This is a genomic window from Herpetosiphon sp. NSE202 (assembly GCF_042688385.1).
In the GTDB taxonomy this organism is placed as follows: domain Bacteria; phylum Chloroflexota; class Chloroflexia; order Chloroflexales; family Herpetosiphonaceae; genus Herpetosiphon.
Window position 1 is genome coordinate 89,815 of sequence record NZ_JBHUPY010000013.1, and the last position, 20,921, is coordinate 110,735.

Sequence of the window (20,921 nt, forward strand, 5' to 3'; positions counted from 1 at the left end):
GTTTTAGCAAATATGGACTAGATATACTGGTTTATCAGGTCAATCACTGCTTGATCCTCTCACCCCAACCCCTCGCCCACGCGGCGGGCGAGGGGCTATAACCCTGTGGTTCTGCGGCAATTCCTTGGTGAACCACGGATGCTCCCCCTCGCCCGCGTTCAGTGGGAGAGGGGGTTGGGGGGTGAGGGAAACTCACGCAATAGGAATGGTCAGCAGGAAGAGCGCGCCTGGGCCATCATCATTCGCGACCCAAATTCGCCCGCCGTGGGTTTCGACCGCCAAACGGCAGTAGGTCAAACCAAGCCCTGTGCCTTTGATGCCAGTTTGCTTAACTTGGGCAAATTTTTCAAAAACCCGTTCGCGGTATTGGGCTGGAATGCCAGGCCCAGCGTCGCGCACACCCAGCAAAATCCATTGACCATGAGGATGATCGTTGGGCAATTGGCCTGCTTGGGCTTTATGCACATCAATGGTGATGGTTGATGCAGCTGGGCTGAACTTAATCGCATTATCCAGCAGGTTTTGCACAACCCGCTCCAGCGTTTGCACATCAACCGAAGCTTTGGGGGTGTTTTCGGCAATATTCAGCGCCACATGCACTTTGCGCTCGTTGAGCAATGGCTCATAATTTTGCATCACAGAACGAATCACATCATCAACCGCCACTGTGATTGGCGTAATCGGCATTTGGCCTGCTTCCAACTTGCTAATATCCATTAGCAAATTGACCATATCCAGCAGGCGCGCGCTGCTGCGGAGCGCAATTTTGACAATTTTATCTTGGCCTTCGCTGAGATCGCCAACCATCTTTTTGGCCAGCATATCCAGCGAGGTCATAACCGAGCTTAGTGGCCCGCGCAAGTCGTGAATCATCATATAGGTCAGGTCGTGGCGCAGGTTTTCGGCCTCGATCTCGGTCGTAATATCACGTAGCACAATAATAATGGGGTGCGGGCTTTGATTGGCAGCGCTTTGCACTGGCAGCGTCGTCCATTCAAGCCATTGGCTGCGCAAGCCTCCCAGCTCTAATTGGCCGCGACCTTCAGCCAAGCGCCCGCGACTCACCTTGTAAATCGCCAAGGTCAATTCGCTCCACGCTTCCTCAGATTTGTTCCATTGCGCGCACCAATGCGTAAGCAGCAAATCGACTGGCTCGCCCAGCAATTCGGCGACTTCGCTGCTGCCGATCATGGTTTGAGCCGCAGCATTAACTTCGACGACCCGCAGCTCGGAGCTCAGCAAAATAATGCCTTCTTCAGTCGAGGCCAAAATCGAGGCTAAACGGTCGCGGCCATTGCTGACTTCCTCGGCCAAACGGCGGGTTTCGACTGCCACTGCTGCTTGGCCAACGAACAGCGAAAGCAAATCTTGGGCTTCGCGGTTGGGCAAAGTTTCTGGATACCACAAATAAATCACGCCCAAGGTTTTGTGGGTTGCTAGCAAGGGCAACATCACCAAGGCGTGGCCGCCCAACTCGCGCAGCACGCTGGGCAATTGCGCGCTATCGCCAAGCAACAAGGGCTTGTCGCGTTCGAGCACTTTATGGGCAAATTGAATGATTGCCTCATCAGGTGTGTGCTCAATCCCCAAGCCAACAATTGGTTGCAAGGTTGTAGGATCGTTGGGATCGCTGAGCAACACGCCTGCGCCAAGCGCTCCCGTCCAATCGACCATACCGCCTACCGTAAATTGCCAAATTGCTTGGGCATCGCTGAAGGTGCTGTTAATCGCCATGCCAAGTGCGCTCAAGGCGGTCAGGCCTTCGACCGTTTGGCGCTGGCGGTCGTAAAGCCGATTGTTTTCGAGCGCAACCGCCAATTGAGTAGCAAAAATCTCCAGCATCTGAATTTGATCGGTGGTTGGTTGCAAGCCATTTTTGGGTGCAAAGACCGTCAACAAGCCCAAGAGATCGCCATTGGTGCTGCGTAAAACCGCAAATAAGCTATCGTTGGGATGCCACATCCCAGTGCGCAACTCGGGCACTTCGACCGCATTTGGTGGGTCGGGCCACAAACGGGCATCGCCATTGCGCCGATGATCGATGTAGTAGGTTGATTCGCCGCGCCGATATTGGGGTTTGAGCAAGGCTTCGACCCGCGCAGGTTCAATCGTAATGCTGGCTTGGGCAGCAAAAATTTGGCTATCGATGCCAGCGCTGGCAACGCGTTTGATAATTGCTTTGTGGCCGGGCGTGGTTTGTACAAGGCTAATCGTTACTTGATTAAAGCCGGTTGCGCTTTGCACAGCTTCAGCCAAAGCTGGCAAGACTGCGCCAAGATTCGATGCTGCCTTGAGCGCATTGCCAATTTGCACAATCTCTTGAAACTGCTTATTGCGCTGGTCAAGCTCGCTAATGCGGCGGGTCAAAGCTTGATCGGTTTGAGTATAGAGGTTGGCGTTTTCAATCGCGATCACTGCTTGGTCGGCCACGGCTTCGAGCAAGGCGCGGTCGGCGGCGGTAAATGGCAAGCCACTGCGATGATTGAGAATTTCAATTACGCCCTTGACTCCGCCCGCCCCCAACAAGGGCACACACAGCAAATCGCGGGTTTCATGGCCCACCAGCATATCAATACCCGTATAAAACGCTGGATGATCGCCTGCGCGATTGGCAATTAATGATTCGCCAGTGCGCAATACGAGGCCTGCGATGCCGACATTTGAAGGAATACGATTGCCAAGCAATTGTTGACCAACTGGACTCAGGCTATAACGAAACACCAGTTCGTTAGTGGCTTCGTCGAGCAAGAGCAACGAACCTTCTTCAACATTCAACAGCTCTTGCACCCGACCCATAATCAACGATGGTACGGCCTCAAAATCGAGGGTTGAGGTGATCGTGCGGCCAAGCTCATTCAGCAATTCAAGTTGGCGAGCTTGGCGGGTTGTGCGTTCGTAGAGGCGGGCTTGCTCAAAATTATCGGCAGCGCGATGCGCCAACATCTCCAATTTGCGCAAGGTATCGGCGTTGTAGCGCACCTCTGGTTCGCGGGTATAAATCACCAAGGTACCCAAAACCCGCTCACCAAAGCGCAATGGCACGCCAGCCCAAAACAGCGGCGGCGTATCATCATCAATAAACAATGGCGTAACGTGATAGTGGGCACAGGTTTCGAGATAGCGATCGGTGATAATTGGCTCGTTGCGCCGAATAATTACCCCAGTTAAGCCATGCGCCACCGTCCATTGCGAATTTGGAGTAGTGCTGTGGCCATCGGCGTAGAAATGCGCCGCCACTTGAAACAACTGCGAATCGGTATCATACAAGGTCACAAATAGATTTTGCGGCCCAAACATCTGTTGAATGCCACGATTGACTGCCTCGATCAACGGCCCAAGTTCAAGCGAGCTATTCAGGCGTTGGCTAATCAAGTTAAACTGGGTCAATTCGCGCAGTTCGGCGACCAATTGCTGATTATTGGTGATGGTGCACATGCTGGCGGCAGTTTGGAACGCCAACGCCAACAGCTGTTGATCGCTTGGTTGAGCTTCGGGCAAGGCCAGCCAGCCACGCAAGGTAATGTGCAAGAGGGGCAGCATCGTCCAGCGCAGCTTATCGGCGGTTGTGATGGTGAGAATAATGCCTTGCTCAAGCTGCTCTTGTTGGCTGCTTGAAAGCATTAAATCCAAGGGAATTTCAGGCTGAGTTTCGGCTAAATCAAGCCAAACCAGATGATAGTGCGGATTGTGGCGAAATTGCTTGAGGGCGGCGCTTAACGTCGTGTGCAACCCATCGATGGTGGTGGCAGTAGCCAAACGGGGAAGCCACTCAATCATTAAGCGTGCAGGTGAATCTTCAAATGCCTGTTCTTGGGGTTGCATACACATCACGCCTCACATGTGACTGGCCTATCTTACCAAATCTTAGGCTTTTTGACAAAGCTTGTGAAGCGATTTTCGAGATTCCCTCACCCCCAACCCCTTCTCCTTTCAAGGGTAAGTTCTTAAAAAAGCGTGGTGGTCAAACATCCTCTCACCTCCCAACCCCCTCTCCTTACAAGGGTAGGTTTTGAGCGATTGGTCGGCAGTGGAGCGTTCCCTCACCCCCCAACCCCCTCGCCCACTGAACGCGGGCGAGGGGGAGCACCTGTTTTTACCGACGCGTTGCGCAAGAACAACAGCGTTAAAGCCCCTCGCCCGCGTCGAGTGGGCGAGGGGGTTGGGGTGAGGGAACAAATGAATTATGGCTTGGTTGCTGGCATAAGCAGTGCTACAATAGCAGTATTGTGCAAGAAGGAGCTAGCCAATGTTCTCGAATAAGTACGACATCCCAGAAGGAATGGAAGAACGCGTGCCACCAGGCCAGTATATAACCCAAAAATTTCCAGTCTTGCACTACGGCGAGACTCCGGTTTACAAAGAGCTTGAACAAAGCTGGGATTTACGGGTTTTTGGCGAGCTTGAGGCCCCAAAAACCTTTTCATATAGCGAATTTCGTGCTTTACCAACCGTCACAATCGAAAATATCGATATTCACTGCGTGACCCGCTGGAGCAAATTAGCCACCACCTGGACAGGCGTGCGCTTCCGTGACTTTATCCAGCATATTCCTGCGCTCAAGCCAAGCGCTAAATATGTGCTGGCCCACTCCGAGGGCGGCTATACCGCCAATATGCCCTTGGAAATTATGTACGATGACGATGTGTTGCTGGCCTATTTGTACGAAGGCGAGGAGCTAGCGCCCGACCATGGCTTTCCCTTGCGCTTGTTTGTGCCCAAAAAATATTTTTGGAAGAGCGCCAAATGGCTGCGCGGCATCGAATTTATGAGCGCCGACCGCTTGGGCTTTTGGGAACGCTACGGCTACCACAACAATGCTGACCCATGGCAAGAAGAACGACACGCTGACTAATTAACTTTAACTAAAAAGAACGCTGGCGCTACTTTGATTTCAGCAGCGCCAGCGTTTTTTGTTTAAGGTTATGGAGTAATTGTTTGAGTTGGATTGACCAATTCACTCACATCGACCAACGGTGTTGCGCCCTCGCCGCTAAACACTGGCAACTTGCCATCCCAGCGCAAGGCCATTTGATAGCGAATCAAGGCATCGGTGACGCTTTCAGCCAGCAGGCGGTTAGCATCTGCTTGGGCTTCAGCGCGAATCAAAATCGAGTCTGCATCACCTTTGGCGGTAGCGCGTTGAGCTTCGGCGCGGCCTTGAGCCTCAACTTTATCTTGCTCGGCCTTGATTTGGGCTTGTTCAAGCTCATATTTTTGGCGTTCAGCAGCTTGTTGGGCGGTGATTTTGTTTTCCAAGGCTTGCTTCAAATTATCGGGCAAGTGCACTTCGCGAATCACAAAATCTTCCAAAATCAAGTGCCGACGTTCAAATTCAATAATCAGCTGTTCTTTGACTTTATCAGCCAATTCAGCCCGTTTGTCGCCACTGATGCTTTCCCAGGTGTAGAGACCAGCAATCGTGGTCAAAATCGAACGGCTTTGTTGGCGTACAACTTGAAGTTCAATCACATCAAGATCTTGACCGCCCCAATCGGTGTAGAGTGCCGCAGCTTCTTCTTTTTTGACCCGATATTGCACTGCAATGTCGAGGTTAAGTTGCTGGGCTTCGCTCGATTGTACTTTGACTGAATCATCGCCACCAGTGCGACCTTCATCGCCACTTTGCACCATAATATAGGTTTGCAGAGTGAATGGATATTCTTGAATCGCCGTGGTAAACGGATTAATCAAGGTCCAGCCTGGTTCGATTGTGGTTGTAACATTATTATTGGCTTTGTTGAAAGCAATCCCAACATAGCCTGGTGGAATCGTCTTCCATGATGCCGTTAACAGCACCAAGCCAATCACGGCGACAACGATCGCAATGGCAATTGTGCCAATGCGACGGCCCGATGGGCGCTTGCTAGCGTTGCTCATGGTCATTCCTTTCAATATCATCTTGGCCAGCGGAGCGTAACCCGCGCCACCAATCCATAATCATGGGAGCTAATTCAAGCCCTAAACGGTAGCATAAGACGAGGACAACGATAGCAATAGCGAGCTCGCCTAATGTTCTACTCATAACAGCCTCCTGTGAGGTAGTAGCACTCACAGCATCTACTACGTGGCTCATGCGCCAGAGTTGCAATTAAATTAGCCGATTTTGCGCTCAGCAAGCAACACTTTGTAACGTTGATCGCCAGCTAGCTCACGCACGTTGCCCAAAGCAGCTTCGAGCAATGGCTCATAGCGTAAAAAACGATTGGCCACAATCACCAATTGGCCGTTTGGGGCAAGCACTTGGGCTGCTTGTTTCAAGAGATTTTCGGCCAATTGCGGGCTTTGAACCCGCCCAACGTGAAATGGTGGATTCGACACAATCAAATCAAATTGCTCTCCACTAACTGCTTGAATGCCATCAGATGCCAGCACCCGGCCAGTTAACTGATTGGTTTGCAAATTGCGTTTGGTTGCTTCGATTGCTACCATGGTACTATCGATATAGGTTAAATCAAGCGTCGCTTCGCGCCGTTGCAGCACCATGCCCAAAATGCCTGCGCCACAGCCAAGATCAAGCACCCGTTGATTGGGCTGAACGTGGATTGCATCGAGCAACATAGCGCTGGCAGGGTCAAGCTGGCCTTGGGCAAACACGCCTGCTGTTGCTTCAATGGTGAGTTCATTGTCGCCATGCGTAAGTGTGTGTTGGCTTGCTTGGCTTGGTTGCGCTTGCCAATTTAGGTTGCGAAACGCCATCACCACATGATGACCTTTTTTATACAAGGTTTTGACGCTTGGCCCGACAATACTTTCTAAAAGGGTTGTGGCTCCGCTTAGACCAGCTTGCTTGCCGCCGCCGATGGCCACAATGCCGCCAGCGTTGGTGTGTTGGGCTGCCAAATTAATCAATTCTGCGCCACGCTGGTTATCGCTCCACCACAAAATGTTAATCAACACCAGATCGAATGGTTTGCTGGGCTTTAAATCGGTGGTGCTAAAGAATTGGGCTGGTAATTTGGCTTGGGCAAAGCTTTGGCGGGCGGCGGCCAAGGCCACAATCGAATCATCGGCAAAGCTCACATGTGCGCCTGCCCGCGCAAGCGCTAAGCCAATGCGGCCAGTGCCAGCGCCGATCACCAACGCATGTTGGCCCTGTGTAACGACACTCGCTCCCCATTCGGCCAACAACGTAGCCCCCCAATCGTCGCGTTCGCTATCGAAGGGCACTGGCAACAACCAAGCATTCATATTAATAACATCCTTATACTGTGCGCCAAACGACGCACGTGTGATTTTGGTAGAATAGCTGCATCATTTTAATCGTGATTGGCTGGTTGCGCTATCGATAGTTTTGAGGCAGGCTGCAATGACATTTTCAATTGTTGGCTACGACCCAACCACTGGCGATCTGGGGGTGGCGGTCGCTTCTAAATTTTTGGCGGTTGGCTCGGTGGTAAGTTGGGCGCAGGCCGAGGCTGGCGCGATTGCGACTCAATCGTATGCCAACATGAGCTTTGGCCCGCATGGCTTGGCGTTGTTGGCTCAAGGCCATTCGGCGCAAGCCACGCTTGATCAATTATTGGCTGCTGATGAGGGCCGTGAGCAACGCCAAGTTGGCGTGGTTGATGCGCAGGGCAATGCTGCAACCTGGACTGGCAAGGCATGTCATGGCTGGGCTGGTGGCCGAACTGGTGCAGGCTATGCTGCCCAAGGTAACATCTTAACTGGAGCTGATGTGGTTGAGGTGATGGCAACTGCCTTCGAGCAAACCCAGGGCGAATTGGCTGAACGCTTATTGGCGGCGCTGTTAGCTGGCGATCAAGCTGGCGGCGATCAGCGTGGGCGACAATCGGCGGCGTTGTATGTGGCGCGCAAGGGTGGCGCATATGGCGGGGTGCTCGATCGCTATATTGATCTGCGCGTTGACGATCATCAAAACCCAGTGCCTGAACTTGGGCGCTTGCTTGGTTTGCATCGTTTTTACCTTACGCCGCCCAAGCCCGATGATTTATTGCCAATTGATGCGGAGCTGGCACGCGAAATCCAGACCATGTTGCAGCAATTTGGCTATTATCAGGGCGAAATTTCTGGCGATTATGATGCTGCGACGCACGCTGCGTTACAAGCCTATGGCGGAGTTGAAAACCTCGAAGAACGCTTGGTAAGCGCTACGCATATCGATCGGCAGGTCTTGAATTATTTGCGTAAGCACTTTGTGCGCTGATTACATAAACTGCAAGGGCCAAAATTGGTTAAAAAAAGCGCCAAATTGGCCCTAAAAATAGCCTTCAAGCAGTTGACTCAGGCACAGGTGTGTGCGATAATGGCGCGTGCGGTGTCTGGAAGGGCCAGACAGTAGGGACATGCGTTGGGATCGTGAACATTGACGGGATTCATCCTCTGCCTCAAAAGCGTAAACACATTCCCTCACTATTTGGAATCCTCCAATTGGCAGCCCTGTGATGCGGGCTTATTTTTGTGTAACCGCTTGTGGTAACGAAAGACGACTATGCAACCATATATTCGACCAACCTACCCATTTAGCGCGCTTGTTGGTCAGCCTCGCTTGAAACAAGCACTGGTGCTGAATGCAGTGAATCCGCGAATTGGCGGCGTGTTGATTCGTGGCGAAAAAGGCACTGCCAAATCGACGGCTGTTCGGGCCTTGGCACATTTGCTGCCATTAATCACCGTTGTGGCGGATTGCCCTTATAGCTGCCCACCAGATCAGCTTGATCGGATGTGTAGTTCATGTCGTAGTCGTTTGCAAGCTGGCGAAGATTTGCTATTGGCTCAACGCCCAACCCGCTTGGTTGAATTGCCTGTTAGCGCCTCGGAAGATCGCTTGGTTGGCTCGCTTGACCTTGAACATGCCTTGGTCGAAGGCCAACGCCGCTTTGAGCCAGGCCTGTTGGCCCAAGTTAATCGTGGTTTGCTCTATGTCGATGAAGTGAATCTTTTGGATGATCACTTGGTTGATATTTTGCTTGATGCTGCGGCAATGGGTATTAACACAGTCGAACGCGAAGGCATTTCAGTTTCGCACCCAGCCCGTTTCATTTTGGTTGGCACCATGAACCCAGAAGAAGGCGAACTGCGGCCTCAATTGCTGGATCGCTTTGGCTTGGTAGTGGAAATTGGTGGCCTGAAAAATGTGCGCGAACGGGTTGATGTGATTCAACGCCGGATGGAATATGATGCAGACCCTGAGCAATTTGTGCAACGCTGGAGCAGCAACGAGCACAATTTGACTGAAGAAATTGCTGCTGCCAAAAAACTCTTGCCCCAAGTGCAAATTTCGGAGCAAGATATGGCAGCGGTGGCGATGCTCTCGCTCGAATTGGGCGTTGATGGTCACCGCGCAGACTTAGCAATTCTGGAAACTGCGCGTACCCACGCTGCGCTTGAAGGCCGCACCACGATTTCGCTCGAAGATATTCGGGTTGCAGCCCAATTGGCGTTACCGCACCGCATGCGTCGCCAACCATTTGCCGAAGTTCGGCTAGATGAGCAGCAGCTTAGCGATGTGCTGAACAAAGCAGCCCAAGAGCGCCAACGCGGCAATGAAGAAACTGCGGGGCGCGACGAGCTAAAAAAAGCTTAGCCCCGTCGGAGGAAGCGTCCAGCGATAGCGAAGAAGCGGGCGATGAAGAACCACCGACTGGGGCTCCGAAAGGCTCGCCACCCCAAAGTAGTAGCCAAGCAGAAAAAGGCGATGGCAAAGTTTTCAACATTGCCCAAGAATATCGCCCCAAGCGTTTGGAAAGCCAAGCTGACTCGATGCGCCGCAAGGCCGGTGGTCGTCGCACGCGCACGCGAACTGAGCGCAAGCAAGGTCGCTATATTACCAGTCGCGTGCCACGCGGCCAATTAACCGATGTGGCCTTTGATGCGACGTTGCGGGTGGCAGCACCATTTCAGCGTCAACGCCGCCAGCCGCATATCAAACGGGCGGTGGTGTTACATCGTAGCGATTTACGCGAAAAAGTCCGCGTGCGGCGGACGCGTAACGCAGTCTGTTTTGTGGTTGATGCAAGCTGGTCGATGGCAGCGGAAACGCGGATGCAAGCAACCAAAGCTGCGGTACTCTCGCTACTGCGCGATGCCTATCAACGGCGCGATTTGGTTGGATTGGTGAGTTTTGCCCGCGATCGGGCGACGGTGCTTTTGCCGTTGACCAACAGCGTGGAAATGGCGCAACAACGGTTGCGCACCATGCCAACCGGGGGCAAAACTCCGTTGAGCCGTGGCATGATGGCAGGCTTTGAATTGCTTGCCCGCGCCAAATTGCGTGATCGCGAAATTTTACCCTTGATGGTGTTGTTGACTGATGGCCATGCCAATGTCTCGATGACTGGCCAGCCACCACAACAAGAAGCCTACCAACTGGCCGAATTTATCGCCAGCCAACAGATTCCGACGGTGGTGATTGATACCGAATTGCCAAATTTCTATCGCGGCTTGGCCAAAGAATTGGCTGATCGCTTGAATGGCTCGTATTATCAGCTGGAAGAACTGAGTGTTGGCCTTGCCGAACTGGTACGCTCACACCAAGAATTATCACAGATTAAAATCTAAATCTGTGTAGCTCGCCGATACATTTTGGTCTTTGCTCTGATGCTTGTGAATGTAGCGTTTCCCCACAAGCATTGAGCTGAAGCACCATGAGTTGGATTTGATGGCACGGTCTAGGAATTGGTATGCCACCCAACATGGCAATCCCTAGATCGCGAATGCGGTATTGGGTTGGAAACGCAATGATCTGCTATGGAGGCTGCTCGAATGACGGACGAAGCGCAAAATGTCAGCGCGACTAACGGTGGAGAGGAAGAAAAAGAAGGCGTATTGCAAAAGCTGGCCGACAAGGCTCGCGAAGTAGTCGCCGAAGTGAAGGAAGAACTGGCTGAAGTGAAGGAAGATCTTGGCGAAGCATTGGCTGAAGCGCGCGAAAAAGCAAGCGAAGTCTTGGCTGATGTCAAAGAGCGGGTTGGCTTAGGTGGTGGCGACGAAACGAGCGAAGTAGCTACTGAAGCAACGACGCAAGAAACCACCGACGAAGCTGGCGCAACCTTTGAACCAAGCGGCGACGAAGATGGCACCACGCCACGTCGTTTGGCCGATTTGCACGCTGGCATGGAACTTGAAGGCCGCGTCACCAGCACCGCTCTGTATGGCGTGTTTGTTGATATCGGCGTTGGCCGCGATGGTTTGGTTCACATCTCAGAAATGAGCGACCAACGCATCGAATCGCCAACCGATGTTGTGCAAATTGGTGATATGGTCAAAGTTCGGGTCAAGAGTGTTGATCCTGATGCTCGCCGCATTAGCTTGACAATGCGCTCGCCTCGTTCAGAAGGCCGCCGCCGCGCTCCCAAGCGCCCAGAAGTCAACAACGACAAATTGGGCGAATTGAAGCCAGGCGATTTGGTTGATGGCACGGTTAATGGCATCGCGCCATTCGGCGTGTTCGTTGACATCGGTGTTGGCAAAGACGGTTTGGTCCACATTTCAGAGCTTTCAGAAAGCCGTGTGGAAAAAGCCGAAGATGCAGTCACCGTTGGCCAAAGCTACACCTTCCGCGTGTTGGAAGTGGACACTGGCGCTCAACGCATTAGCTTGAGCTTGCGCCGCGCCAAGGAAGATTTCCAAGAACGGCCAAAAACCCCACGCCGCCGCGAAGTAAACTTGGATGTGATCGCCCCAGGCACCGTGCTTGATGGCAAAGTCAGCGGGATTGCTCCTTTCGGCGCATTCGTTGACCTTGGCGTTGGCCGCGATGGTTTGGTCCACATCTCAGAGCTTTCCGAAGGTCGGGTTGGCAAAGTTGACGATGTGGTTAAAGTTGGCGATCCAGTCAAGGTTCGCGTCTTGGAAGTCGATCCCGATTCAAAACGGATCAGCTTGACCATGCGGGTTGAAGAAGCCCCAACCACCCCAATCTCAACCAGTGGCTCATCACGCTTGGATCGCGACTGGACTAACCCAGCTGCGCGTGAAGACCGTCGTGGTGGTGGCAACGCTGGTGGTAACGCTGGCGGCAACGCTGGTGGTGGCCGCCGCAACGAACGCCGCGATCGCCCAGCCCGCGAACCAGAAATTTATAGCGTTGGTGTCACGGAAGAAGAAGATTTTGGTGGTAACGCAACCCTCGACGACTTGTTGTCGAAGTTTGGTTCGGGCCACGACGATCGTCGCTCAGCTCGCCGCCGCTACGAAAAGCCTGAAGAACAAGAAGAAGACGGATTTGAAAACCGTGAATCACGTGCTCGCCGCGATGCAATTCGCCGCACCTTGCGCGATTCACAAGAAGACTAATTCGTTCTGCTGCTTAACATCAACAGGGATGAGCGTTTGGCTCGTCCCTGTTGGCATTTAAGCGTATACTTAGTGCAACCTATTAAATCGTAGCGACGTTTGATAGCTACTGGATTTTATGCTGTGAGGATTGAATGCCATGCGGACGTTTCGCATGATTTGGGCTAGTGCTGCTGGTTGGATGGTCGATTATTTTCTGACGATGTTAATCGTGCCACTCGGTTATGCAGCCCTCAGTATTGATACACCCAACGATATTCAATTGACCAATCCGCTACACATTGTTGTGGCGTTGATCTTGCCCGCATTGATGACCATGATTGGTGGTGGGGTTGCAGGCCGTTTATCGCTGGAAAACCCAACCCCTGCTGGGGCATTGGTTGGTGGTTGGGGCTTGCTGATGTTGTTCGATACCCCATTGGAGCAAAATAATTATAGCTTGGCGATGCTGATTACCCAATGTGTGGCAACCATCGGGGCGGCGTTGGTGGCAAACTATATTGCCAAACGCACCTTGCAAAAAAGCTCGCTAGAATAAGGATTTTTAGCTATGCAAACAATTGTGGCCTATGTGCCAGATTTAATGTTTGGGATTCGCGTGCGCGACGTGCTGCAACAACTCGGCTATCAAGCAATTGTGGCCGATAGTTTAGCCGCTGCCCAACAAGCTTTAGCCGCCGATCTGGGCTTGTTGATTGTTGATTTGCGCAGCGAGAGCGAAGCGACAAGCGCCTTGGTGCAGGCCGCCAAAGCGCTTGACCCGCAATTGCCAGTGCTGGCCTTTGGTTCACACGTTGATGTTGAGCGCCAAAAAGCCGCCCGGGCCGCTGGTTGTGATCGGGTGGTGGCTAACTCGAAATTTAGTAGTGATCTACCCAACCTCATTGCTACCCTTGTGCGGCCTCAGAGTGCAGGCTAAGTACTGCTAGCGTGCATTGCCTAAGATGCCGCTATCCGTTATACTGCATCTGTTTTTATGGCTACACGTTTGCACCCGAAATGGGTTAATGACGCTCGCTTAGAGGTACCTTTGTGGAGGCGACAATGACAAATGCTGTTCGCAACCCTGCTATTATTTTGGTTGAGGACGAACCTGATATCTTGATCATTTTGCATCGGATTATGCGCGATTTGACCGGCGGTTACGATATCGTCACGGTCAATAGTGCTCAAGATGCGCTAGGGGTGCTGACCGAACGCTCATGCCCTTTGTTGATCACCGACCATAACATGCCTGGCATGACCGGCACCCAACTTACCCAAGTGGTCAAGCAAGATTATGCCGATACGAAGGTGATTATTATTACTGCTTATGCTACCCCAGAAGTCGAGCGCACCGCCCGCACCGCTGGCGTGGATTACTTCCTGACTAAGCCGTTCTCGCTTGATCGCTTGGAGCAAATTATCAAGGAAGTGCTGGGCAAGGTATGAGTGTTGGGCTGTGGCAAACTCCTGAGCCAACAGCCCAGCCCACGCTTGTCAAGACCTTGGTGATTGGCGCGGGCTTAATTGGCTCGTACTTAGCCTTACAAAGCAAGGCCGAGGTTGTGCTCGATGCCCGTCACGTTGCTGGCGGCGCTTCAGGGCGCAACGGCGGCCTCTTGCTGACTGGAATTGCCAATTCGTATCAGGCGGCCTGCGCTGAGTATGGCCGCGATTTGGCGCAAGCCTTGTGGCGCACCACAATTCGCAATCGCGAACTGATGATTGAATGGGCGACCAAACTTGGCTCGCCAGTACGCCGCTGTGGCTCGTTGATTTTTGCCTATAGCGAGCAAGAACATGCCGAGCTAGCCAATGCAGCACGCATGATGCACGAGGATGGCTTTGCCACCGAGTGGCACGCAGAAGATCCAACCAAGCGGGGGTTCTGGGGCGCGTTGCACAATCCCGATGATGGCGCGATTCAGGCAGCGCTGTTGACCGAAGCACTGTTACGCGAAAGCGGCGCAGCGTTGTATGAAGCCAGCGAAGTCTATGCGCTCGAATCAACTGCCGACGGTGTGTTGGTGCGTGCCCGCACTGGCAATTGGCTGGCCCAACAGGTTTTGGTGGCAACCAACGCCTGGACAGGCTTGCTATTGCCAGAATTTAGCTCGTTGGTCATTCCAGCTCGTGGCCAATTGTTGGCAACTGCGCCCATCGAGCCAATTTTGGCCCAAGCCTGTTATTGCGATTATGGCTTTACCTATTTTCAGCAAACGCCTGCTGGTAATTTAGTCATTGGCGGGTTTCGCAATCGCGCCATTGCCGAAGAACAGACTTTTGCTGATTGCACCACGCCGATGATTCAAGCCTTGCTTGATGGCTTTTTGCAGCGCCACTTTCCTGAGGCGATCAATGCGCCGATTGAGCGGCGTTGGGCGGGCACGATGGGCTTTGCGCCCGATCATCGGCCTTTAGTGGGGCGTTTGCGCCGCGACGAGCGAATTGGCTTTGCGGTGGGCTTTAGCGGCCATGGGCTTGGCTTAGGCTTGGTTGCCGCCGATGAGCTGCTGGCCGAATTGGCTGGCACGCCAGCGACGCTGTTTAGCGCTCGCCGTTTTGTCGAAACTCGCCACCTGTTCATCTGATCAGGCTCAAACATCGGTCGCATGACCGTTGAGTGAATGTACGTTGTGTACTACACTCGATGTTCGTGCGATTGTTGTTTTAGGAGGATCTCGCGGATGACAACCAAAACTTTGGCAGGCAAAGTGGCGTTGGTGGCTGGGGCAACCCGTGGTTGTGGGCGGGGAATCGCGGTCAGCTTGGGCGAGGCTGGCGCAACCGTCTATTGTACAGGCCGCACCACGCGTACTCAACGCTCACCAATTGATCGCGCCGAAACGATCGACGATACTGCTGAGATGGTGACGGCTGCTGGCGGTCAGGGCATTGCCATCCAAGTTGATCATAGCGATTCGGCCCAAGTGCAAGCACTCATTCAACGAATTGACGCTGAACAAGCAGGCCAGCTTGATATTGTGGTCAACGATATTTGGGGCGGCGAGACGGCAGTGATCTGGGGCCAAAAGTTCTGGGAAGGCGATATTCACAAAAATCTGAACCTCTTGCACAATTCAATTGACACCCACTTAATTACCTCATTTTACGCAGCGCCATTGCTGATTGCTCGTGGCCAAGGCTTGATTATCGAAGTAACCGATGGCGATACGCTCAACTATCGCGGCCATAGCATCTACGATTTGATTAAAACCAGCGTGATGCGCATCGCCGTTGGCATGCACGAAGATTTGAAAGACCATGGCGTAACGGCCTTAGCAGTAACGCCAGGCTTTTTGCGCTCCGAGCAAATGCTCGACCACTTTGGCGTGGCTGAGGAAAATTGGCGCGATGCGATTGCCAAAGAGCCGCATTATAGCGAATCCGAAACACCTTATTATCTTGGACGCGGAATTGTGGCCTTGGCCAGCGACCCCAATGTGGCGCAAAAGGCTGGCAAGACGTGGGCCTCGTGGACGTTGATGGAAGAATATGGTTTCTTCGATGTCGATGGCCGTCAGCCCAATTGGGGTGCGTTTTACGCCAAAGTGCTCGAACAAGCTGCCCAAGGATGAATTATGAAGGATGAGGGATGAAGTTGAGAACATAGAGCAAAGAACTGAGTAAGGATGAATTATGAGGGATGAGGGATGAAACTTAGCCGCGAAGAGCACGAAGGGAAATGGCTGAAGTCTTTTGGCTATCGGAATATGATTTGTGTAATTCGGGTAATTCGTGGCTAAAAAATGGTTATTAGCTGTTGGCTCTAGGCTTTGGGCTATCGGAATATGATTGGAAACATTGAAATCTATAGCCTATAGCTGTACTGGTTCATTGGCTTGGCAACCGTGTCCCCTCACCCCCCAGCCCCCTCTCCCACGAAAACGCGGGCGAGGGGGAGCATCCATTTTCACCACGCAGTACGGGAGAACCATGCGATTAAAGCCCCTCGCCCATCGGATGGGAGAGGGGTTGGGGTGAGGGGATCAGGCAGTGGTTAACCTGATGTACCACTACACATAGCCTTCAGCCAGTAGCCATGTTTCCTCTGCGCCTCTGCGTTAAAAACTAATTGCCTGAATGATGTGAACTATTTCGATAGCCAATAGCCTATTCTGATTTCTGACTTTTGACTTTTGACTTTATCCCTATTCAACAGCTGTGTTTAAATAGACATAATGAATATGATCTTCCCAGATGCCATTAATTTTGAGATATTTACGCGCCAGGCCTTCGTGCTCAAAGCCTAGCTTTTCGACCACCCGAATCGAGCGTTGATTGCGCGGCATAATGTTGGCTTCGATCCGATGCAGGCGCAAATCGACAAACGCATATTCAATCACTGCCTGCAAGGCTTCGCTGATATAGCCGCGATTGGCGTAGGCTTGATGAATTTCGTAGCCAAGATGGCACGACCAAAAGGCACCACGTACAATGTTGCGCAAGGCCGCCATGCCAATAATTGCTGGCTGATCGATTTCGGTCAGCCAGAGGGCTAAGCCCTGTTCGCGATCCCGCCCAATGCGATCGCTGCGCAAGCGTTCGCGCTGGCCTTCAAGCGTCAGAAAACTGGCATCCATCGTCGGTGACCAATCGCGGCGAAATTCGGCATTGGCCTGATAAAACTCAAGTACACGCGGCGCATCGTATTCTTCAAGCACATGCAGTTGCAGCCGCTCAGTTTGACGTAAAAGCATCGCCATTCTCCTAAATCGAAAAAGCTAGCAAGAATGAGCCTTGAGTGGGCTAAAATCTTGCAGGGACAAAAAAACACTGGTGGAATTACTCCACCAGTGCTTGCAACCAAAGCTTTGGTTTAGAGTGGGTTGGTCAAGACGACAATCACGGCGGTAGCCACAACGGTTGCCAAGGAAACTGGCAACAAGCGCTTCCAACCAAAATCCATCAGTTTATCGTAGCGAATCCGTGGCAAGCTTGCGCGAACCCAAATCGACAAGAACAAGAAAAAGAAGATTTTGGCAGCGATGACCACAAAGCCAACCAATGCACCCCAATTGCCTGCAATGTCTTCGAGGTATGGGAAGCGCCAGCCACCAAGGAACATGGTTGCTGCAAAGCCGCTCATGGCGATCAGCTTCATATATTCGGCCATGAAGAACAGCGCAAACTTCATCGAGCTATATTCGGTAGCGTAGCCACCGACCAACTCTTGTTCTGCTTCAACCAAGTCGAAGGGTGCGCGCGTCACTTCAGCGGTGGCCGCAATCAAGAACAAGAAGAAGGCCACAAAGCCGGTTGGCGTAAAGACAAACCACTTGGGAATAAAGCCGAACCACGTGCCAGCCTGGGCATTGACCATCTGCACCAAATCGAGCGAGCCAAAGCCATCTGCTGAGCGCGAGGCCGTTAGCATTACTGGAACTAGCACCGAAAGCCCAAAGGCCAATTCATAGCTGATCATTTGCGCTGCTGAACGCACGCCGCCAAGCATTGAATACTTGTTATTCGAGGCCCAACCAGCGAGGGTAATCCCATACACGCCGATTGAGGTAACCGCCAAGAAATAGAGCAAGCCAATGTTCAAGCTGGCGAATGCCAACGGAATGCGCTCGCCAAACACGACCAAATCAGGGCCGAGCGGAATCACCGCGAAGATTACAATTGCCGGAATCGTCGCCAAAATGGGCGCAATCGTAAAGACCCATTTATCGGCGGTCGATGGCATAATATCTTCTTTGAACATCAACTTGACAGCATCAGCCAGCGGTTGCAAATAGCCATTGGGGCCAGCCTGATTAGGGCCGACCCGATGTTGCAAGCGCGCCAATACCTTGCGTTCCATCAGCGTGAGATAAGCAAAGCTGGTTAATGCAGCAAATGCTAATACCACAGCGTGGATAATCATCACCCATAGTGAGCGATCTTGCATGGCCTAGGCCTCCCGACGAATGGCTACTGGCGTTGCGCCACCTTCGACGACGCTGACCAAGCCCACATTATTAACCCCAACAGGTACGACGACCACGCCTTCGGGCGCAAGTTTGGTACGGTGAACTGGCAAACTGAGGCTGCCACGACCAGAGCTAACGGTCACACGCTCGCCATTTTTGACCCCAAGTTTATCGGCATCAACTGGGTTGAGCGCGACCACAGCCTTGGCTTTGCGGTTATTCAGCAAGTCGGTGTCAGTCAGCAACGCGCCATCATCATACAAGAAGGTTGCGCCAACCAAGGTCCATGGGTGGTCAGCAATGCTGGCTGGGGCGCTAACACTGAATGGCTGCAAGGTTTGGATTGAGCTGGTTTCGACCGCTGCTGGCAATTGCACACCCAAGCCACCAGTATTTTGGTAGGAAGTGCCATCGAAATAGTAGTTTTCGTTGGCTTGGCGGCCCCATTGACCAGTTGGGCCTTGCAAGCTGGCATAGCTCACGCCTTTATAACCAGCAACATTGGCTTGAATATCCATCAAAATTTCTGCTGGCGAAGCATACGTCCATTCGCTGCGTACCCGCGCTTTATCTTCTTCGCGGCGGGTTTGCTTGCGGCTCTTATCGCCACCAGCGGCGCTCAGCACTGCTTCAGAAACCAATTGGTTGGCCAAGGCTTGCAAAATTTGCCAGTCGGGCCGAGCATTGATCGTTGGGCGAATTGCTTGGCGGAAGCGCTGAACACGGCGTTCGGCGTTGGTGTAGGTTCCTTCGCGCTCGGCAACGCTCAAGACTGGCAAGACCACATCGGCCAATTTGGCGGTTTCGGTCAAGAACAGCTCTTGCACAACCAAGAAACCAAGTTTCTTCAAGCTTTCGGCGGCAGCAGGATTATCGCCAACAGGATCAACCCCTGCCACATACAGGGCTTTGAGTTTGCCTTCGCGGGCGGCGCTCAGCATTTGCTTGGCATCAAGCCCTGCATTGCTCAAGGCTACATAATTTGGCCCACGGTCTGGCCGCACGCCCAAATCAAGCGCGCCACGGGCATTCGCACCTTTGAGCAAGCTAATCAAGCCGCTATTGGCAGCGCCAGCTTTGCGGCTCATCACCAAGAGGTTGGCCAAGCCAGCAGGCACGCTTGCGCCAGCAGTCAAGGCATCGCGACCATAGAAGATCACCAAGTTTTCGGCGCTGTTGATCAGTTCGGCAACCGCGTTGAGCTTATCGCTGCTAATGCCAGCTGTTTGTTCATCGAGATTGAAGCCCTTGAGCGCGGCCACCAAATCGTTGAATCCGCGCAAGGTCGCGCGTTTGCCATCTGCTGGGGTGCTGTCGAGCAATGGCTTGAGCAAGGCGGCCAAAATAGCGCTTTCGCTGCCATATTTGTAGCGCAAGGCGTGCTTGGCGATGCTATCGAGCTTGGTTGGGCGGCCATTGAGCGTAATCACGCTGCCGCCACGGGTGTTGATGCCACGAATCCGTAGCAAGTGAACTGGTGCTTCTTCTTCGGGATCTGCGCCAAATACCAGCACAACCGTGCCTTTGCCAAGGGTCGAAAGATCGGTACCGCTGCGAATGCCATATTGGGCACCAACGTCATCAAGTGGCAAGTCCAAGGCCGAGCCTGAGCGATGATCAATGTTTGCCGAACCAAGCGTTTCGCGGAAGAAGCGTTGGAATGCGTAGAGATCTTCGTTGGCCAACGATGTGCCTGCCAAACCACCGATGGCTTTGCCGCCAGTGGTGCTGCGAATGCCATCAAGTTGTTGGGCAACGATGCTCAAGGCTTCTTCCCAAGTTGTTTCTTGCAGTTTGCCAGCCTTGCGCACCAATGGCGTGGTCAGGCGTTGCTTGCTGGTATTGAAGTGATGGCCAAAGCGACCACGGTCACACAGCCAAATTTCATTGACTGCATCGTTTTCGCGTGGCATGACCCGTTTGATGTCGTTCGAGCGGGTATCGAAGGTCATGTTACAGCCAACTGAGCAGTGATTACAGACCGTTGGAATTGGCTGCAATTCCCAAACCCGAGCTTTGAAGCGGAAGTCGGCTGAGGTCAACGCGCCCACCGGGCAGATGTCGGTGGTGTTGCCTGAGAACTTGCTATCAAATTCTGGGTCGGATTGCGAGATGATGTGCCAAGCACGGCCCCGATTGTAGAAGCCCAGCACCGGATCGCCAGCAATTTCATCTTGGAAACGCACACAACGTGCGCACAAAATACAGCGTTCGCGGTCGAGATAAATCAAATCGCCAAGTGGCACTGGTTTTTCAAAGTGCACTTTATCGTTGTAGTCGAAGCGAGTTTTGCCCGGCCCCCAACCCATGGTCAAGTTTTGCAATGGGCATTCGCCGCCCTTATCGCAAACTGGGCAATCGAGTGGGTGGCTGGTGAGCAAGGCTTCCAAAACGCCACGTTGCGCGTGCTCAACTTCGGAATCTTGAGTAACCACCACCATACCTTCGCTGACTGGCGTGGTACAGGCGGTTTGCAAACGCGGCATCATCGCAATCACCGATTTGCCATCAGCATCAACGACTGGCTTGCGGGTGGCTGGGTCCATCTTGGGCGTGCCCACCTTGACCACACACATCCGGCACATGCCGACGGGAGCCATTTTGGGGTGATAGCAGAACACCGGAATCAGATTTTCGACCTGACGGGCAGCTTCGACGACCAAGGTGCCTTTTGGCACCGAGACCGTCTGCCCATCAATCGTCAACGTAACCATATCAGGCATGAGGCTGCCCTTTCTTGTATAAAGTACGTTTCAATTATTTTTAGCC

At 52.8% G+C, this 20,921-nt stretch carries 16 protein-coding genes; 10 read left to right on the forward strand and 6 right to left on the reverse strand.

Going from position 1 to position 20,921, the window contains the following annotated elements:
* Window positions 1-192 precede the first annotated feature (192 nt).
* Window positions 193-3,822, reverse strand: coding sequence for a GAF domain-containing protein (locus ACFMKP_RS16855; protein ID WP_382293370.1), 3,630 nt, complete (start codon window positions 3,820-3,822; stop codon window positions 193-195).
* 424 nt (window positions 3,823-4,246) lie between these two features.
* Here ACFMKP_RS16855 and ACFMKP_RS16860 point away from each other — a divergent pair, with 424 nt between their 5' ends.
* A complete protein-coding gene (locus ACFMKP_RS16860) occupies window positions 4,247-4,852 on the forward strand; it encodes a sulfite oxidase-like oxidoreductase (RefSeq protein ID WP_382293372.1) in 606 nt (201 codons plus the stop codon).
* A gap of 68 nt (window positions 4,853-4,920) precedes the next feature.
* Here ACFMKP_RS16860 and ACFMKP_RS16865 read toward each other — a convergent pair whose 3' ends face one another.
* Both ACFMKP_RS16865 and ACFMKP_RS16870 read right to left on the reverse strand, forming a co-directional pair.
* Window positions 4,921-5,877: a prohibitin family protein gene (locus tag ACFMKP_RS16865; RefSeq protein ID WP_164689170.1), complete on the reverse strand. Its 957-nt coding sequence runs from the start codon at window positions 5,875-5,877 to the stop codon at window positions 4,921-4,923.
* A gap of 216 nt (window positions 5,878-6,093) precedes the next feature.
* Window positions 6,094-7,188, reverse strand: coding sequence for a methyltransferase (locus ACFMKP_RS16870; protein ID WP_382293374.1), 1,095 nt, complete (start codon window positions 7,186-7,188; stop codon window positions 6,094-6,096).
* 118 nt (window positions 7,189-7,306) lie between these two features.
* Here ACFMKP_RS16870 and ACFMKP_RS16875 point away from each other — a divergent pair, with 118 nt between their 5' ends.
* From ACFMKP_RS16875 to ACFMKP_RS16915, 9 genes are all read left to right on the forward strand, one after another.
* Entirely contained in the window at window positions 7,307-8,164 is an 858-nt protein-coding gene (locus ACFMKP_RS16875; protein WP_382293376.1) for a DUF1028 domain-containing protein, read from the forward strand.
* 285 nt (window positions 8,165-8,449) lie between these two features.
* Window positions 8,450-9,544, forward strand: coding sequence for an ATP-binding protein (locus tag ACFMKP_RS16880; protein ID WP_382293378.1), 1,095 nt, complete (start codon window positions 8,450-8,452; stop codon window positions 9,542-9,544).
* A gap of 176 nt (window positions 9,545-9,720) precedes the next feature.
* The gene (locus ACFMKP_RS16885; protein ID WP_382293380.1) at window positions 9,721-10,518 is read left to right on the forward strand and encodes a VWA domain-containing protein; all 798 of its coding nucleotides are present in this window, start codon (window positions 9,721-9,723) and stop codon (window positions 10,516-10,518) included.
* Between the two features lie 204 nt (window positions 10,519-10,722).
* Window positions 10,723-12,255: a S1 RNA-binding domain-containing protein gene (locus ACFMKP_RS16890; RefSeq protein WP_382293382.1), complete on the forward strand. Its 1,533-nt coding sequence runs from the start codon at window positions 10,723-10,725 to the stop codon at window positions 12,253-12,255.
* 139 nt (window positions 12,256-12,394) lie between these two features.
* On the forward strand, window positions 12,395-12,793 hold the full coding sequence (locus ACFMKP_RS16895; RefSeq protein WP_382293384.1) for a hypothetical protein: 399 nt from the start codon (window positions 12,395-12,397) through the stop codon (window positions 12,791-12,793).
* Window positions 12,794-12,805: 12 nt separating this feature from the next.
* Complete coding sequence (locus tag ACFMKP_RS16900) at window positions 12,806-13,174, forward strand: response regulator (protein ID WP_204754295.1); 369 nt, start codon at window positions 12,806-12,808, stop codon at window positions 13,172-13,174.
* A gap of 125 nt (window positions 13,175-13,299) precedes the next feature.
* Window positions 13,300-13,686: a response regulator gene (locus tag ACFMKP_RS16905; RefSeq protein ID WP_054534135.1), complete on the forward strand. Its 387-nt coding sequence runs from the start codon at window positions 13,300-13,302 to the stop codon at window positions 13,684-13,686.
* The gene (locus ACFMKP_RS16910) at window positions 13,683-14,828 is read left to right on the forward strand and encodes an NAD(P)/FAD-dependent oxidoreductase (RefSeq protein WP_382293386.1); all 1,146 of its coding nucleotides are present in this window, start codon (window positions 13,683-13,685) and stop codon (window positions 14,826-14,828) included. The genes ACFMKP_RS16905 and ACFMKP_RS16910 overlap by 4 nt, the downstream gene beginning before the upstream one ends.
* A 96-nt stretch (window positions 14,829-14,924) precedes the next feature.
* Window positions 14,925-15,815 carry an SDR family oxidoreductase gene (locus ACFMKP_RS16915; protein WP_382293388.1) on the forward strand — a complete coding sequence of 297 codons (891 nt, stop codon included), beginning with the start codon at window positions 14,925-14,927 and terminating at the stop codon, window positions 15,813-15,815.
* A gap of 573 nt (window positions 15,816-16,388) precedes the next feature.
* On the opposite strand, the gene ACFMKP_RS16920 is transcribed toward ACFMKP_RS16915, so the two are convergent.
* The 3 genes from ACFMKP_RS16920 to nuoG form a co-directional block, all read right to left on the reverse strand.
* The gene (locus ACFMKP_RS16920) at window positions 16,389-16,937 is read right to left on the reverse strand and encodes a GNAT family N-acetyltransferase (RefSeq protein WP_382293390.1); all 549 of its coding nucleotides are present in this window, start codon (window positions 16,935-16,937) and stop codon (window positions 16,389-16,391) included.
* Window positions 16,938-17,056: 119 nt separating this feature from the next.
* Entirely contained in the window at window positions 17,057-18,130 is a 1,074-nt protein-coding gene (nuoH, locus tag ACFMKP_RS16925; protein WP_382293392.1) for an NADH-quinone oxidoreductase subunit NuoH, read from the reverse strand.
* Window positions 18,131-18,133: 3 nt separating this feature from the next.
* Window positions 18,134-20,875, reverse strand: coding sequence for an NADH-quinone oxidoreductase subunit NuoG (nuoG, locus tag ACFMKP_RS16930; RefSeq protein ID WP_382293394.1), 2,742 nt, complete (start codon window positions 20,873-20,875; stop codon window positions 18,134-18,136).
* Window positions 20,876-20,921 lie beyond the last annotated feature (46 nt).

Bases quoted from the DNA above. Each gene is read 5' to 3' on its own strand.
- ACFMKP_RS16855 (WP_382293370.1), bottom strand. From the start codon at position 3,822: ATGCAACCCCAAGAACAGGCATTTGAAGATTCACCTGCACGCTTAATG.
- ACFMKP_RS16860 (WP_382293372.1), top strand. From the start codon at position 4,247: ATGTTCTCGAATAAGTACGACATCCCAGAAGGAATGGAAGAACGCGTG.
- ACFMKP_RS16865 (WP_164689170.1), bottom strand. From the start codon at position 5,877: ATGAGCAACGCTAGCAAGCGCCCATCGGGCCGTCGCATTGGCACAATT.
- ACFMKP_RS16870 (WP_382293374.1), bottom strand. From the start codon at position 7,188: ATGAATGCTTGGTTGTTGCCAGTGCCCTTCGATAGCGAACGCGACGAT.
- ACFMKP_RS16875 (WP_382293376.1), top strand. From the start codon at position 7,307: ATGACATTTTCAATTGTTGGCTACGACCCAACCACTGGCGATCTGGGG.
- ACFMKP_RS16880 (WP_382293378.1), top strand. From the start codon at position 8,450: ATGCAACCATATATTCGACCAACCTACCCATTTAGCGCGCTTGTTGGT.
- ACFMKP_RS16885 (WP_382293380.1), top strand. From the start codon at position 9,721: ATGCGCCGCAAGGCCGGTGGTCGTCGCACGCGCACGCGAACTGAGCGC.
- ACFMKP_RS16890 (WP_382293382.1), top strand. From the start codon at position 10,723: ATGACGGACGAAGCGCAAAATGTCAGCGCGACTAACGGTGGAGAGGAA.
- ACFMKP_RS16895 (WP_382293384.1), top strand. From the start codon at position 12,395: ATGCGGACGTTTCGCATGATTTGGGCTAGTGCTGCTGGTTGGATGGTC.
- ACFMKP_RS16900 (WP_204754295.1), top strand. From the start codon at position 12,806: ATGCAAACAATTGTGGCCTATGTGCCAGATTTAATGTTTGGGATTCGC.
- ACFMKP_RS16905 (WP_054534135.1), top strand. From the start codon at position 13,300: ATGACAAATGCTGTTCGCAACCCTGCTATTATTTTGGTTGAGGACGAA.
- ACFMKP_RS16910 (WP_382293386.1), top strand. From the start codon at position 13,683: ATGAGTGTTGGGCTGTGGCAAACTCCTGAGCCAACAGCCCAGCCCACG.
- ACFMKP_RS16915 (WP_382293388.1), top strand. From the start codon at position 14,925: ATGACAACCAAAACTTTGGCAGGCAAAGTGGCGTTGGTGGCTGGGGCA.
- ACFMKP_RS16920 (WP_382293390.1), bottom strand. From the start codon at position 16,937: ATGCTTTTACGTCAAACTGAGCGGCTGCAACTGCATGTGCTTGAAGAA.
- nuoH (WP_382293392.1), bottom strand. From the start codon at position 18,130: ATGCAAGATCGCTCACTATGGGTGATGATTATCCACGCTGTGGTATTA.
- nuoG (WP_382293394.1), bottom strand. From the start codon at position 20,875: ATGCCTGATATGGTTACGTTGACGATTGATGGGCAGACGGTCTCGGTG.